Raw genomic sequence first — 14,546 nt, forward strand, 5'->3', positions numbered from 1 at the left:
AGGCCGGTGCGCGGGTCCTGCAATGATTCGGCCAAAAAGGGTCAGTTCGCTTTCAAGCCCGCGTCGCCGATCACCGGCGCCCATTTCTGGCGTTCGCGCTGTGCGAAATCCCCAAGTTGGCTGGGTGGGCCGCCGGCCGGCACATGGCCGAGCGCGAGCAGGCGTTTCTGCACGTCGGGATCTTTCAATATGTTCGCCAATGCTCGGTTCAGCACCTGAATGGCTTCAGGAGGCGTTCCATGGGGCGCATACATGCCGTTCCAGGCGATCACTTCGAATCCCTGGACGCCTTCTTCGGCCACCGACGGTATGCCGGGCAGCAGGGGAGAAGTCTTGAGCGACGTGACAGCCAGCGGCTTGATCTTGCCGGCCTCTATCTGCGACGACACTGCACTGATCGTGTCCACCCCCAGGCTCACGCGCCCGCCGATCAGATCGGTCATGGCGGTGGCGGAGCCCTTATAGGGGATGCCCGCAATGTTGGTGGCGGTCTGTTTTTCCAGCAGTTCGAGCACCAGGCGCGCCGTGGTGCTGGGCAGGCCCACGTCCACGCCGTCTGGTTTGGCCTCGGCCGCCTTCAGCACATCGCCCAGCGACTTGTACGCGGACTCCGGACGCGTCACGATCACCATCGGAAACGTGCTGACCAGCATGACCGGGTCGAAATCCTTGGCGGGGTCGAAGTTCAGCGTACTGAACAGATACTGGTTGAGCACGTGCGTGCCATTGGTGCCCATGACCAGGGTATAGCCGTCGGGTTCGGCGCGCGCGACTTCAGCCGTGCCGATATTGCCGCCCGCACCGGGGCGGTTCTCGACCACAAAGGGCTGGCCCAGTTCCCTGGCCAGCCGCTCGGCCAGGAAGCGCGTGGCGACGTCCGTGCCCTGGCCCGCCTGGTATGGCACGATCACGCGCACCGGCTTGGTGGGATAGGAAGCGGCCAGCGCCGGTGAGCAGAAGCAAACCGCTAAGATCAGCAATGCACGCAATTTTTGTCTCATGGATGTCTCCTGGTGGAATTATTGGCGTGATGCGGGGGGATACGGCGCGTTCAGATGGCTACGAACTACCGGGCAGCGCACCGCTTTCGCGCAATTTCGCGATGGTTGCGGTGGACAGGCCCGCTTGCTGCAGGACTTCTTCGGTGTGCTGGGCAAAGCCGGGCGGGTTGCCGCCCGGTTTGCCCGGGGTGCGATACAGCCGATTGGGCAAACCCACGCCCTGATAGCCTTTGCGTTGAACGAGCATGCCGGCCGCGTGCGCCTGCTCGAAGGCTTCGGGCACGCTGTTGACGGGCCCGGCGGGCACGCCGAGTTTCATCAGTTCCCGGCACAGCGCCTGGCGGTCGCGGCCTGCCAAGGCCGCTTCAATCGCGGCCCGCAGCGCGTCCCGGTGCGCCAGACGGTCGGCATTGTGCGCAAAGCGCGGGTCGGCGCGCACGTCGTCCAGCCGCAGGTATTCGCAGAATCTCTGGAACTGCCGGTCGTTCAGGATGCCCAGGAAGATCTGGCCATCGCGGCACTGGAACTTGTCATAGGGCGCAATATTGGGATGCGCGCTGCCCATCAGTTGCGGGGCGCGGCCCGACCCCAGCCAGTTGGCTGCATGCGGCACCAGCAGACTCAGCGCCGTATTGAACAGCGTCGCTTCCACGCGCTGCCCCCGTCCGCTGCGGGACCGCTCGACGATCGCCATCAGGATCGCCGTCATCGCCGTATAGCCGGTCAAGTGATCCACGATGGGTATGCCAATGCGCGTCGGGCCGCTTTCGGGCTCGCCGTTGATGCTCATCAGTCCGCACATCGCCTGAAGCACGGCGTCGTAACCGGGTAGCCCGCCCAATGGTCCGTGCTCGCCAAAGCCGCTGATGGTGCAATACACCAGCCGGGGAAAGCGGGGCGCCAGCACGGTGTCGTAGTCCAGACCCCAGCGTCGCATGGTGCCGGGCAGGAAGTTCTCGACCAGCACGTCGGCATCCTGCAGCAACGCCATAAGCACGTCGTGCGCCTGGGGGCGGGTGAGGTCCAGCGTAATGGCGCGTTTGCCGCGGTTCACTGCGCCAAAGTAGGCGGCGTTGCCGTCTTCGGCGAACGGAGGGCCCAGGGTGCGGGTCTCATCGCCGGAAGGGGGCTCTACCTTGATGACCTCCGCGCCATTGTCCGCCAGCATTTGCGTGCACAGCGGCCCCGCCAGCACGCGCGAAAGGTCGATGACCTTCAGCCCCGCCAGCGCGCCGCCTTGGTGTTCGGAAGCGTCAAGCATGATCGCACCCTCACAAACGTGAATCCCCGGCCGGACCGGCCGGGGTCGAATGGCCGATGTCAGCCGCGGGCCGGCAACTCTACGACCCCCGTACCCAGCACGGACAGCTCGTCGTCCTGGTTGCGGGCCTCTTGTTCGATTTCCACCAGGTGCCTGCCGTCTTCGACATACTTGCGCTTGACGCGTGCCTTGAAGAACAGCATGTCGCCTTCGGGGTTGTGGCGCCGGATCTTGCAATACGACTTGCGCAGGAAGCCGTCGTCGCCCATCCAGTTCGTCAGCTGGTGCGTCAGCCATGAATTGCGCTCAGGCCCGTAGTCGTAGGCCCCCGGGGCGCCCACTTCAAGCGCGAAGTCCTCTTCCCAGTGCACACGCTCGGGCACGTCGGGAATGCCGAATCGGTTGGTGATGCCCACGCCGGGATGGGCGTCGATCAATTGCCAGGCCAGTTTGTTGGCGCGGATATACAGCCCGCCCCAGCCCTGCGCATAGGCAATGAAACCGGTCACTGTCATCGGCCCCTTGAAGAGTACCGGCAGTTCCTCGCCTTCCTGCACATCGTCCCAGTAGCGGGTGTTGGCGCCTCGGACCTCTTCCTGGGCATACAGCTGGTAGGCGGCGCGGATTTCTTCGTCGCTATAGCGGCGAGGCTGGCGCTCGCGCACTTCCTTGTACTTGCTGCCCTGCTCGCGGGCGTGGTCGCGTTCTGTGCGGAAGCACCAGCTGTCGGCTTCGGCCACCTTGTCGCCTTCCTGGTTGAAGAAGTCCACGTGGTAGATCTGTTGCACCGCCCGGCCGGCAAAACGCGTTTCGTGCTCGATCAGGTCTTTCAGGTAGGCTTCAGTGCGGATTTCATCGTTGCGGCGCACCGGCTTGTGCCAGCTCCAGTCGGCTCCCGACCACATCGCGTGCACGCCGGGCAGGCCCCCCACGTACCCGGATACGATGCGGCTGGTGGCGAAGAGGAAGCTGGGCAGGGCAATGATGCCGCCGTATCGGGTGGACTTCGCGTATTCCGGGTCGCACCACAGTGCATTGTCGTCGCCTATGCCGTGCGCATAGTGGCGGATGTTGTCGCGAGTGGCTTCGTAGCACCAGGGTTCCGCCGTGGCGCCGATCTTTACGCCGATGCGGGCGCGAAGCTCGTCCAGGCCGCGTTCGGTGATCTTTGGGAAACTGCGTGCGGTCTGAGTCTTGGTCAGCATGATGTCTCCGTCCTGTGTGGAATCAATGTTCGGCAATGGCTGCAGCGCGGCCTTCGGCCTCCTGGTCGCGCAGTTTCTTGCGGTGGATCTTGCCGGCTGGCGTCTTCGGCAGTTCGTGCACGAACACCACCTGGCGGGGATATTCGTGCTGGCTCAGTTGCGTGCGCACGCCGTCCTGGATTTCGTGGATAAAGGCATCGTCACCGGACCGGCGCGCCACCACGAAGGCCTTCACTACCTGGCCGCGCACGGCGTCGGGCACGCCGATGGCGGCGGCTTCGACGACGTCGGGATGCTTGAGAATTGCGTCTTCGATTTCGACGGCGCTCATTGTCCAGCCGGCCGAAATGATCACGTCATCGGCGCGGCCGCCGTGCCAGAAGTAGCCGTCTTCATCGATACGGCCCAGATCTTTGGTCGGCACCCATTCGCCGCGACGCCACACCTTCAACTCGCCCGTGACGCCAGGCGGGCACGGCGCGCCGCCCCCATCCTGTACTTCGACCCTCAGGCCGGGCACCGGCTTGCCGAGCGAGCCCGGCTTGACCATGAAGTCTGGCGCGCCTGGATAGCTGACCAGGCATACGCCGATCTCGGTAGTGCCGTACATGCTGCACGCGGGCCGGCCAAATGTGGCCTGCACGAAATCTGCCGTTTCGCTGTCGATGGGCTCGCCCGTGAAGGACAGCTTCTGCAGGCAATACCGGTATTGGCCGGCCGCACCTGAATTGCGCATCATGCGGTAGTGGGTGGCCGCCGCCGAAAGGTTGTTGAACCGATGGTCCTGCAGGGCCTGCAACAGGCGTTCGGCTTGGTATTTGCCCGCATACGCTCCGATGGTCACGCCCAGGGCCAGCGGGGCCAGCGTGCCGTGCCACAGCCCGTGCCCCCAGGCCGGGGACGACGGGCACATATAGCGGTCGCCCGGTCGTATTCCGGTACCGTACAGCGCCGCCAGCATCAGGGTGACGATGGCGCGGTGGCTGTGCCGGACGGCATCGGGCAGTTCGCGCGTCGTGCCGGATGTGTACTGAAAGATCGCCAGGTCATCGGCACGGCTCTGCACCTGGAACTGGTCCGGATATTGCCCGGGCGCGGGAATCAGGTTCCCGTCCGCCACCACTACATCCAGCCCCGGCAGGGCGGGCACTTGCCCCGCCTTTTCCGCATTGGTGATCAGAAGGCGTGGCCGGCAATCTTCGATGCGCAGGCGTATGCCGTCCGGGCCGAACAGCGTGAACAGCGGGACGGCTATGGCGCCCATCTTGATGGCGCCGAACAGCGCCACATAGAACTCCCGCGATGGCTCCAGCATGACGGCCACGCGGTCGCCAGGCTGTATGCCGCGCGCCACGAGGGCGTGCGCGAAGCGCGAGGACTCGCGCGCCAGCTCGTCAAAGCCCAGCACTTCGTCCTGTCCGGTAGCCCGCACCAGGATCACCGCGGGCCGGCCGCTGCCCGCATGGCGGTCTATGCATTCGTGCGCGATGTTCAGGCGCTGGCGGTCCCCGTCGAACAGTTCCCACAAGCGGGCGGGCGTGCATTGGACCTGTGCATCCGCGTACGTAAGGTAATCCGTCAACTTCGCCATGACGCCTTGTCTCCTGATTCTTGTGGGCTCAACTTTGCGCTCCGCCGTTAAAATTGTCAATAGCGTTCCTTGATTGTATATATACAATTCAGGTGCAATGCAGGCTGCATGGATACCTCGACACGAGTGCTGGCGTATCCTTGCCAATGTTTTGCACGGAGACCACTTGCATGAGCGAAATCCCATCGGCGAAAGCCGCACCTGGCCCCCGCATCCGCGAGGTGCCCGCCGTATCGCGCGCGATCGCCATCCTGCGCCTGCTCGGCCGTGGGCAGGGGGCCATGACCCTGAAGGCCATTGCCGACGAGCTGGATATGGTTACCAGTACGTGTCTGCACATTCTTCGCGTGCTGGTAAGCGAGGGGCTGGTCAAGGTGGATGCCAGCAGCAAGCGCTACAGCCTCGGCGTGGGCATGCTCGCGCTGGCGCGCAATGTCCTCGAAACCAATCCGTTTCCCACGCTGGTGCAGCCCGTTCTCGACAAACTGGCCCACGAAGACAACATCACGGCCATCGGCGTGGAGATTTCGGGCCTGGATCACATGGTGGTGCTGGCGCTGTCTCGTTCGCGCGCACCGTTCCGCCTGCATGTCGACGTCGGCAGCCGTTTTCCCGCGCTGCTCAGTGCAACCGGGCGCCTGGTGGCGGCCTATGCGGATATCGACGATGCCGAGCTCGAGCGCCGGTTCAAAGCCTTGCGCTGGGACCAGCCACCCGATATGGACGGCTGGCGCAAAGAGGTCGACGCCGTGCGCCGCAAGGGCTTCAGTATCGATCGCGGCAACTACATCAATGGCGTGGCGCTCGTCGCCGTGCCCGTTTTCGATAGCCGCCGCCGGCTCAGCCATTCATTGGTGGGGGCGGCGCTGGCCAACCAGATGAGCGCCGCGCGCGCCTTGGAACTGGCCAAGCGCATGCAGGCTGAGGCGCAATCGTTATCGCAGACGATGGGAAGTTGACGGGCCACGGCTAATGCGGCCGGCATTCACGAGGGGGGTACGATGGGTGTGGCGGTAACGGAAGAACAACTGCTGTCTGAAGGCTGGGCGGCGCGCACTGGCAAAGGCTTCACGCAACTGGTGGGCCCCTTGTGGACGCGCCGCGAGGGAGATGCCTGGGCCTATGGCCTGCTGACCACCGACGCGCATGGCAACCCTGCCCGCCTGGTGCATGGTGGCCTGATCGCCACTTTGCTCGACCACGCCTTGAGCACCATCGCATGGGAAGCGGCGGCGCGGCAGCCTTGCGTGACGGTGCAGCTCGATACGCATTACCTGTCGCCCGCCAGGCCAGGCCAGTTCCTCGCGGTACGCGGACGTGTACTGCGCAAGACGGCCAGCCTGCTGTTCATGCAAGGCGACCTGCAGGCCGATGGAGAATTGATCGCCAGCGCTCAGGCAATGCTCAAGCGGGTTGGCTCACCGGGCTGAACCGCTACGCGCGATTTGCCCGGAGGGGGACTGGCCATCGCGACGCGCGAGCTGGCCTCGCGAGGTGCGCTCTACGGCCGGGATCTGCGGGCATTCGACCCCGGCTGTGCGGCAATAATGCACGCGGCAGACGCCTTGGCCATCTGCCGCATGGTCAACCCGCCGGCCGACATCTGATCTTGCTGCCGGACCGGAAGTCGAGGCGTGCCTCGACCCGGACCTCCGGCGGTGTCGCGTCATGCGGGGCAGGGTTCAGGCCACTGATCAGGACGCCGGGGCAGCTGCGCCACCAGTGCCGCCGGGAGCGGGAGTACCCGTGCCGCCGGGGGGAGGCGTGGTCGGCGCCGGGGTGGCCGGCGCAGGGCTGGACGGCGCGGGCATGGTGGTGGACGGCTCGGTGCCGGCGGGACTCGCGGTGTCTTCCTTCTTGTCGCACGCGGTCAGCGCTACGGCAACCACCGAAGCAAGAATGAGAGTTTTGCTGAGCATGTTGGACTCCTATAGATGACTATCTTGCGGCCCCGATGATTGGGGGGAAACCAGTGTCCCATTAGGGGAAACCAGTAGTCAGGCTACAGGAATCGCCAACGCGCTGGCGTGTGGAAATTAAAGCGGTGGCATCCGGAAGGTAACAATCTTTACTTATAAGTGTGCAACCTGTCCTGATGTTTCATTCGGCGCGTACTCGATAGCGTCTTGTACGGCATGGTAACGGCCTCGTGACGGGATGGTACCGAGCCACCCTGTCGGGACGGCAGCGCCGGGTTCAGTGTCGCGGCAAGGCGACACCGAAGTACCGGGATGTCAGGTGACCGCGAACGGTGCGCACGCGGACGTAGGGCTCAAGCGCCAGGACGGTAATGCAGCCATCCGGCGTCGAGCCAGTCGGCCAGGCACTCGCGGGCGGCGACGCTCAATCGCCTGCAGCGCGGGTCGCCGCAGTGCAGGCGTTTGTCGTCGGCCAGCGCGCGCAGGCCGGCATCCGGCGGCACCATGGCCGTTTCACCATTGATGAACAGCTGTTTCCCGCGGTAGAGCATGCGGGTGCGGCGATCGAGATGCAGGGTGCCGTCGCGCGGCCATTCCGTGGCGAGATCGACGACGGCTGCAGCGTCGGGTTCGAATACGGCCAGGTTACTGGGCTCGGTGAGCCAGCAGCCCAGGAAACGCGCCGCCAGCGCGTCGTCAAAACGTACTTTCGCCAGCGTGGCCAGCGTGGCCTCGACCAGGGCATCCGGCAGCGCTGCCGGATTGTCCACGGCTTGCTGGCCGGGGTCGCGATACAGCGCGTCGAGGCGCGGGCCCGGCAGGGGCGGCTCGCCATAGGGGCCGCCCAGCATGCCCACCCGTGCCATGGCCTGATCGGCGGCCGCCTCGAGCAGCCCACGCGCCAGCGCGGCCTGGGTGGGCGCGCGGAAGCCGATAGAGATCGTCATGCAGTCATCGCCTTGCGCAATCCCGTCGTGCGCCATGTGCGGGGGCAGGTAGAGCATGTCGCCCGGTTCCAGCACGACATCGTGCGTGGGCGTGAAGTGCTCGAGGATCTTCAGGGGCAGGTCGGGCTGCAGCGTCAGGTCCTTCTGCGGGCCGTAGCGCCAGCGACGCCGGCCGGCGGCCTGCAGCAGGAACACGTCGTAGCTGTCGAAATGAGGCCCGACGCCGCCGCCATCCGAGGCCACGCTGATCATGATGTCGTCGAGCCTGGCGTCCGGAATGAAGCGGAACTGCTGCAGCAGCGCCGACGCGGCGTCGTTGTGAAGGTCGACGCTTTGAACCAGCAGTGTCCAGTCGGGCTCGCCATGCTTGGGCAGGCGAGCAAAGGGGCCGGGCTCCATCTGCCAGGCGCCGGATTCGCGCCAGATCAGGCGCGACTCCACGTCGTCGCGCCGCGCCATTTTCTTCAGGGCGGCGATGCTCACCGGCGGCTTGAAGCCCGGAATCGCCTGACGGATCAGCAGCGGCTTGCGCTGCCAGTATCGGCGCATGAAATCGGCGGGGCTCAGGCCGCCCAGCAAGGGCAGGGGCAAACGGGTCTTCATGGCAGGCAGGCCTTCAGGCGGTACAGCGCATCCAGCGCTTCACGCGGCGTCAGGCTGTCGGGGTCGATTTGAGCGAGTTCGTCACGCAGGACTTGCAGGGCGGTGGACTCGTCGGATTGGTCGTGGGCGGCGCCGGCCAGCGCGTCGGCTTCTATGGCGGCGGCAAACAGTCCCAACTGGGGCGTCGGCGCGCCCTGGGCTTCGAGCCGCTCGAGTTCGCGCGTGGCATGCCGTATGACGGCCGCCGGGACGCCGGCGCGTTGCGCCACCTGGATCCCGTAGCTGCGGCTGGCCGGCCCATCGCGCACCTCGTGCAGAAAGACAATGCCGCCCGCTGATTCCGCCGCGGCAAGGTGCACATTGGCCGCGGTGGGCTGTTCGGCGGGCAGGCGGGTCAGTTCGAAGTAATGGGTGGCGAACAGTGTCAGTGCACGGTTATGGGTCACCAGGCGCAGCGCGATCGCCCATGCCAGGGCCAGACCATCATAGGTGGACGTGCCCCGCCCGATCTCGTCCATCAGCACCAGGCTGTGCGGTGTGCTTGCCGCCAGGATGGCCGCGGCCTCGGTCATTTCCATCATGAACGTCGAGCGTCCGCCCGCCAGGTCGTCGGCGGCGCCGATGCGGGTGAAGATGCGGTCGAGCTTGCCTATCGTGGCGCGCTGCGCCGGCACGAAACTGCCGGTGCGGGCCAGCAGGGCGATCAGCGCGACCTGACGCATGTAGGTGGATTTGCCGCCCATGTTGGGGCCCGTGATCAGCAACATGCGGCGCAGGGCATCGAGCCGGCAGCCGTTGGGCGTGAAGCGCTCGATGGCGCGCTCCACCACGGGATGGCGTCCGCCATCAATGTCGATTTCGGCGTGTTCGGTGAGCTCGGGCGCCACCCACCCGTGGCGCAGGGCGTGTTCGGCCAAGGCAGCCAGCGTATCCAGTTCAGCCAGCGCCGCCGCGCAGTCCGACAGGGGGCGCACGTGCTGGGCCAACGCGTCCAGCACTTGCTCGTACAGCCATTTTTCGCGCGCCAGCGCGCGGTCCTGGGCGGACAGGACTTTATCTTCCCAGGATTTGAGTTCGGGCGTGATGTAGCGCTCGGCGTTCTTGAGCGTCTGGCGCCTGCGGTAGTCCTCGGGCACCTTGTCGGCCTGCCCTCTGGTGACCTCGATGTAAAAGCCATGTACGCGGTTGAATTCGACGCGCAGATTGGCGATACCGGTGCGTTCGCGCTCTCGGGCTTCGAGCTGCAGCAGGAAGTCGCCGCCGTCGGCGGCCAGCCCGCGCAATTCGTCGAGTTCGGCATCAAAGCCTGCGGCGATGACCCCGCCGTCGCGAATGGCGACGGCCGGCTCCGCCGCGATGGCGCTTTGCAGCAACTGCGCGGCCGCCGGGTCGGGCGCCAGGTGCGCGGCGAGCTCTCCCAGCCGCGGCGATGCTTCCAGCGGTGTCACGAGCGCGCGCAGGGCGGGCAGGGCCGTCAGGGCTTCTCGCAGGCTGGCCAGTTCACGCGGGCGTACCGAGCGCAGCGCAAGGCGCGATGCAATGCGTTCGACGTCCGGAAACGCATTCAGCGCCGTGCGCAGTGTTTCGAGCAGGCTTGCCGCGCCGAAGGGCTGCGCAATGTCCGTTCGGCCGGCCAGCAGTGCCGAAATGGCTTGCTGGCGCGCCATCGCGGGCGCATTGTCGCGAAGCGGATGATGCAGCCATCGCCGCAGCAGTCGGCTGCCCATCGGTGTGCGGCAGCCGTCGAGCAACGAGAACAGGGTGGGCGAATCCTCGCCGCTCAACGTCTGGGTGAGCTCCAGGTTGCGGCGCGTGACGGGATCCATCAGCACATACTGGCCGGGCCGATCGACCGCAATGCCCTGCACATGCGCCAGGGCCTGCGACTGGGTTCGAGCGGCATAGCGCAGCAGCGCGCCCGCAGCGCAGATGGCGGCGGGCATGTCATCGACGTCGAAACCCGCAAGCGTGTCAGTCTTGAAGTGGGCCAACAGGTGAGCGCGTGCACCGTCGCTTTCGAAATGCCAGTCGGGCACGCGGGTACGGGCGCCCTCGAACGCCAGGACGAGCTCGGCGCCTTCGGCGCATACCAGCTCGGCCGGAGCGATGCGATGCAGTTCGGATTCGACCTGGGCCGGCGCGCATTCGGTGACGCGGAATTCTCCGCTGGCAAGGTTCAGCCAGGCGATGCCGGCGCGTTGGTTGCGCGCCTTGCCGGCCACGAACACCGACGCCAGGGCGCGGTCGGCCTTGGCGGGCAGCAGCGCTTCATCGGTCAGGGTGCCCGGGGTGACGATGCGCACGATGCGCCGCTCGACGGGCCCTTTGGCGGCCGCCGGGTCCCCGATCTGCTCGCAGATGGCGACCGACTCGCCCTGGCCGACCAGCCGCGCCAGATATTGCTCCATGGCGTGCACGGGCACTCCCGCCATGGGAATGGGCGTGCCGTTGGACGTGCCGCGCTTGGTCAGGGTGAGACCCAGCATGCGCGCCGCGCGCTCGGCGTCTTCGTAGAACATTTCGTAGAAGTCGCCCATGCGATAGAACAGCAGCAACGAACCCGCCTCGGCTTTGAGGCGCAGGTATTGCTGCATCATGGGCGTGTGGCCTGCGAGATGGTCGCCCGGGCTTTTTGAGCCAGGCTGGCCCGCGTGGAGATCTTGCTTCGACATTGATGAACGGGTCTTCGATCGTGGTGTTCGAACAGCGGCTATTAGAACTCATCTGTCCGAGTATCCGGCCTCGCGGCGTCTTTGCGGTGGCACGCGGCTTGCGCATAGGCACGCACGTCCGGCCGTGCCACAATGATCTGGCCCATTTGCCGGGCGGCGGCTGGCTGTCCTGGTCAGTCGCTACCTTCTGCAGGAGACGAACAATGTCCAACGGCCATGTATACAAGCAGATCGAACTGGTGGGGTCGTCTACCAAGTCTTCCGATGACGCCATTGTCCAAGCCATTGCACGCGCCTCTGAAACCCTGCGCAATCTGGACTGGTTTGAAGTGACCGAGCTTCGCGGACACATCAAGAACGGCAAGATCGAACACTGGCAGGTCGGCCTGAAGATCGGCATGCGCCTTGAAGAAGACGATTGAACCGCCCGAGGGCGGCACTTGGCCGCTGCAAGAAGGCGAAGGCCATCGCCCCCCGCGCCCGCAAGCATCGCGCGGGCGACGGCGCGGAACGTGCCAGGTGCGTGGCAGGCGCCGGCCCGGCGCCTGCGCGGTAAGCGGGCTCAGCCCGCCAGTTTCGCAACCCAGGCAACGTAGCCGTCGAGCCACCCCTTCAGGAAAGCGCGCGTTCGGTCGTTGGTGATGGTGTATTGGTCGTCGATGACGCCCTCGATGTGCTGCAGGAAGATTTCGGGGGTGGTCATGACGTTCACGCCTTCGGCGGCCAGGATGTTGCGCAGATGCTGCTGTGCCATGGCGGTGCCGGCAGCGCTCGGCGAGGTGCCCACGATCCCGCCTGTCTTGCCTGCCCAGGAATTCTGGCCCCAGGGGCGCGAGCCCCAGTCAATCGCGTTCTTGAGGGCGGCGGGAATCGAACGGTTGTGTTCCGGGGTGACGAACAGCAGCCCGTCGGCGCGCGCGATCAGGTCTTTCAGCGCTGTGGCCGCTGCCGGCATCGAGGTTTCGTGGTCCTGGTTGTACAACGGTATGTCGCCCAGGCTGGCGTATTCGAATTCCACGGTATCGGGAGCGAGCTTTTCAAGCGCGCGGGCCAGGCGCAGGTTGAATGATGCGGCGCGCAGGCTGCCGACTAATACCGCAATCTTGTATTTGCTCATGATGGTCGCTCTCCACGGGTAAGGACAAGCAGTGTAAGACCTGCGGCTGGAAAGTTCCGCATTGCACCAATCTGGGGCATGCCTGGTTTTGCGGGACCGCTGGCGGTGCAGAAAACGCACCTGCCTCCACCGCAGCAGGGCCTCTCGCCCGGCCCGACTCCAGCGGCGACTTGGCATAGACCTTGCTAGGGTAAACACTAAGTGGCCGGGCGCTTCCTGCTCGGCCGCATGTAGCCCAGGAGCACCGCATGTCCGTCCAGTCGTCCGCGCCCGTCACCATGCTCGTCACGCGCCGCATCGCCGCCGAGCGTTATGGAGATTTCCTGGCCTGGCTGCGACAGGGCGAGATCCTGGCAGCGGGCTTTCCCGGATTCCTGGGGTCCGGGGTGCTGCAACCGCCAGAGGGCGGCGACCAATACCAGATCGTATTGCGCTTCCATGACGCGGCCAGCCTGGCCCGCTGGGAAAACTCGCTTCCGCGCCGCATGTGGCTGGAGCGTGGCGCGGACCTGGTCCGCGCCAGTCACGTGCACCGGGCCAGCGGCATGGACGCGTGGTTCGGGCCGGCCCATGTGGCGCCACCGCGTTGGAAGCAGGCGGTCAGCATCTGGCTGGCCTATTTCCCGGTGTTGCTGCTGTTCAGCTCGCTGCTGAACGCGCCGCTCAGTGCGATGCCGGTCTTCTGGCGCGTGCTGGTGACTACGCTGTGCATGACGCCAATCCTGTCTTTCGTATGCATACCGCTGATCACGCGCCTGTTGCGAGGCTGGTTGCAACCGGCCGGACGGGCTTGAGGATTGGCGGGCCAATTTTCCTCGGAGACCTAAACGAAAATCGTTTACACTTGCGCCGGTGATCAATAGCATGGCGCGGCCACGCGGGGCGCGCTTCCAATAGAGGAGAGTGATTCAATGCGCAAGTTGTTTCATGGCGCACTGCTGGCCGCAACTTTAATGGCCGCCACGGCCCAGGCTGCCGTCGAGCCCAAAGCCGTGGTGAAGACGTATTCCGATGTGGCCCTGGCCGGCTACGAGGACTCGCTGCTGTCGGCGCGGGCCCTGCGCTCAGCCATTCAGGCCCTGATCGACCAGCCGAGTCCGCAGACCCTGCAGGCTGCGCGCCGGGCGTGGATCGATGCGCGCGTGCCCTACCAGCAGACTGAAGCATTCCGGTTCGGAAACCCCATTGTCGACGATTGGGAGGGCAGTGTTAATGCCTGGCCGCTCGATGAGGGCCTGATCGACTACGTGGATGCCTCGTATGGCACCGAAAACGACGAAAACGCGTTCTACGCCGTGAACGTCATTGCGAACTCGAAGATCTCGGTGGGCGGCAAGACGATCGACGTCACCACGATTACGCCCGAGCTGTTGGCCGAGACGCTGCACGAGGCCGACGGCAACGAGGCCAACGTGGCGACCGGTTACCATGCCATCGAATTCCTGCTGTGGGGCCAGGACCTGAACGGAACCGGGCCGGCTCCGGCGGATCGCAAGGGCACGCCGCAAGAGCGTCACGCCGGCAACCGTCCGCATACCGACTTCGATCCCGCGCAGTGCACGGGCGGCAATTGCGAGCGCCGCGTGCAGTACCTGCAGGCCGTCACTGATCTGTTGATTTCCGACCTGGAAGACATGGTCGACAACTGGAAGCCGGACGGCGAGGCGCGCAAGGCCGTCGAGCAAGATCCCAAGGCCGGTCTCGTGGCCATGCTCACCGGCCTGGGCAGCCTGTCGTACGGAGAACTCGCCGGCGAGCGCATGAAGCTCGGCCTGATGCTTCATGATCCCGAAGAAGAGCATGACTGCTTTTCCGACAACACGCATAACTCGCACTACTACAACCAGCTCGGGATCCGTAACGTGTACCTGGGCACCTACCAGCGCGTCGACGGCAAGACGGTTTCGGGCGCCAGCCTGTCCGACCTGGTGAAGGCGCGCGATGCCAAGCTCGACGCCGAGATGCGCAGCAAGCTGGACGCCACCGTTGCCGCCATGCAGGCCATGCGCGATCGTGCCGAGAAGGTCGAGACGTATGACCAGATGATCGCCAGCGGTAACGCCGAAGGCAATGCCGTGGTCCAGGCCGCCATTGATCGTCTCGTCGACCAGACGCGCAGCCTGGAACGCGTGATCGCTGCGCTGGAACTGGGCGATGTGGCGCTGGAGGGTTCGGACAGCCTCGATAAGCCGGAAGCTGTATTCCAGTGAGCAAGACAGCAGTGGCAGTC

The 14,546-nt window shown here is 65.4% G+C and carries 13 protein-coding genes; 5 read left to right on the forward strand and 8 right to left on the reverse strand.

The window, feature by feature from the left end:
• Positions 1-41: 41 nt before the first annotated feature.
• From ACV17W_RS19930 to ACV17W_RS19945, 4 genes are read right to left on the reverse strand one after another with little or no spacing between them, the layout of a single operon-like run.
• Positions 42-1,001, reverse strand: a complete 960-nt coding sequence (locus ACV17W_RS19930) for a Bug family tripartite tricarboxylate transporter substrate binding protein (protein ID WP_462594094.1) — start codon at positions 999-1,001, stop codon at positions 42-44.
• Between the two features lie 58 nt (positions 1,002-1,059).
• Positions 1,060-2,262 carry a CaiB/BaiF CoA transferase family protein gene (locus ACV17W_RS19935; RefSeq protein WP_462594095.1) on the reverse strand — a complete coding sequence of 401 codons (1,203 nt, stop codon included), beginning with the start codon at positions 2,260-2,262 and terminating at the stop codon, positions 1,060-1,062.
• Positions 2,263-2,321: 59 nt separating this feature from the next.
• A complete protein-coding gene (locus ACV17W_RS19940; protein ID WP_462594097.1) occupies positions 2,322-3,467 on the reverse strand; it encodes an FAS1-like dehydratase domain-containing protein in 1,146 nt (381 codons plus the stop codon).
• Between the two features lie 22 nt (positions 3,468-3,489).
• Positions 3,490-5,058: an acyl-CoA synthetase gene (locus tag ACV17W_RS19945; RefSeq protein ID WP_462594098.1), complete on the reverse strand. Its 1,569-nt coding sequence runs from the start codon at positions 5,056-5,058 to the stop codon at positions 3,490-3,492.
• Between the two features lie 170 nt (positions 5,059-5,228).
• On the opposite strand from ACV17W_RS19945, the gene ACV17W_RS19950 reads away from it, so the two are divergent.
• Together ACV17W_RS19950 and ACV17W_RS19955 are read left to right on the forward strand one after the other, a co-directional pair.
• Positions 5,229-6,017, forward strand: coding sequence for an IclR family transcriptional regulator (locus ACV17W_RS19950; RefSeq protein WP_462594099.1), 789 nt, complete (start codon positions 5,229-5,231; stop codon positions 6,015-6,017).
• A gap of 42 nt (positions 6,018-6,059) precedes the next feature.
• Complete coding sequence (locus ACV17W_RS19955) at positions 6,060-6,488, forward strand: PaaI family thioesterase (protein ID WP_462594100.1); 429 nt, start codon at positions 6,060-6,062, stop codon at positions 6,486-6,488.
• 264 nt (positions 6,489-6,752) lie between these two features.
• On the opposite strand, the gene ACV17W_RS19960 is transcribed toward ACV17W_RS19955, so the two are convergent.
• The 3 genes from ACV17W_RS19960 to mutS all read right to left on the reverse strand — a co-directional run bounded on the left by ACV17W_RS19960 (position 6,753) and on the right by mutS (position 11,199).
• On the reverse strand, positions 6,753-6,977 hold the full coding sequence (locus ACV17W_RS19960) for an endopeptidase (protein WP_462594101.1): 225 nt from the start codon (positions 6,975-6,977) through the stop codon (positions 6,753-6,755).
• Between the two features lie 353 nt (positions 6,978-7,330).
• The gene (locus ACV17W_RS19965) at positions 7,331-8,527 is read right to left on the reverse strand and encodes a JmjC domain-containing protein (RefSeq protein ID WP_462594102.1); all 1,197 of its coding nucleotides are present in this window, start codon (positions 8,525-8,527) and stop codon (positions 7,331-7,333) included.
• Complete coding sequence (mutS, locus tag ACV17W_RS19970) at positions 8,524-11,199, reverse strand: DNA mismatch repair protein MutS (RefSeq protein ID WP_462594103.1); 2,676 nt, start codon at positions 11,197-11,199, stop codon at positions 8,524-8,526. Before mutS ends, ACV17W_RS19965 begins: the two co-directional genes overlap by 4 nt.
• A 203-nt stretch (positions 11,200-11,402) precedes the next feature.
• Here mutS and ACV17W_RS19975 point away from each other — a divergent pair, with 203 nt between their 5' ends.
• Positions 11,403-11,621, forward strand: a complete 219-nt coding sequence (locus ACV17W_RS19975) for a dodecin (protein WP_462594104.1) — start codon at positions 11,403-11,405, stop codon at positions 11,619-11,621.
• A gap of 140 nt (positions 11,622-11,761) precedes the next feature.
• Here the strand turns inward: ACV17W_RS19975 and ACV17W_RS19980 are convergent, their stop codons facing one another.
• The gene (locus ACV17W_RS19980; protein ID WP_462594105.1) at positions 11,762-12,316 is read right to left on the reverse strand and encodes an NADPH-dependent FMN reductase; all 555 of its coding nucleotides are present in this window, start codon (positions 12,314-12,316) and stop codon (positions 11,762-11,764) included.
• A gap of 248 nt (positions 12,317-12,564) precedes the next feature.
• Between ACV17W_RS19980 and ACV17W_RS19985 the strand changes: the two genes are divergently transcribed.
• A complete protein-coding gene (locus ACV17W_RS19985) occupies positions 12,565-13,110 on the forward strand; it encodes an antibiotic biosynthesis monooxygenase (RefSeq protein ID WP_462594106.1) in 546 nt (181 codons plus the stop codon).
• Positions 13,111-13,227: 117 nt separating this feature from the next.
• Entirely contained in the window at positions 13,228-14,526 is a 1,299-nt protein-coding gene (locus ACV17W_RS19990; RefSeq protein ID WP_462594107.1) for an imelysin family protein, read from the forward strand.
• The last annotated feature ends 20 nt before the right edge of the window (positions 14,527-14,546 follow it).

This window comes from Bordetella sp. MIP270_01_BMS, from assembly GCF_054958705.1.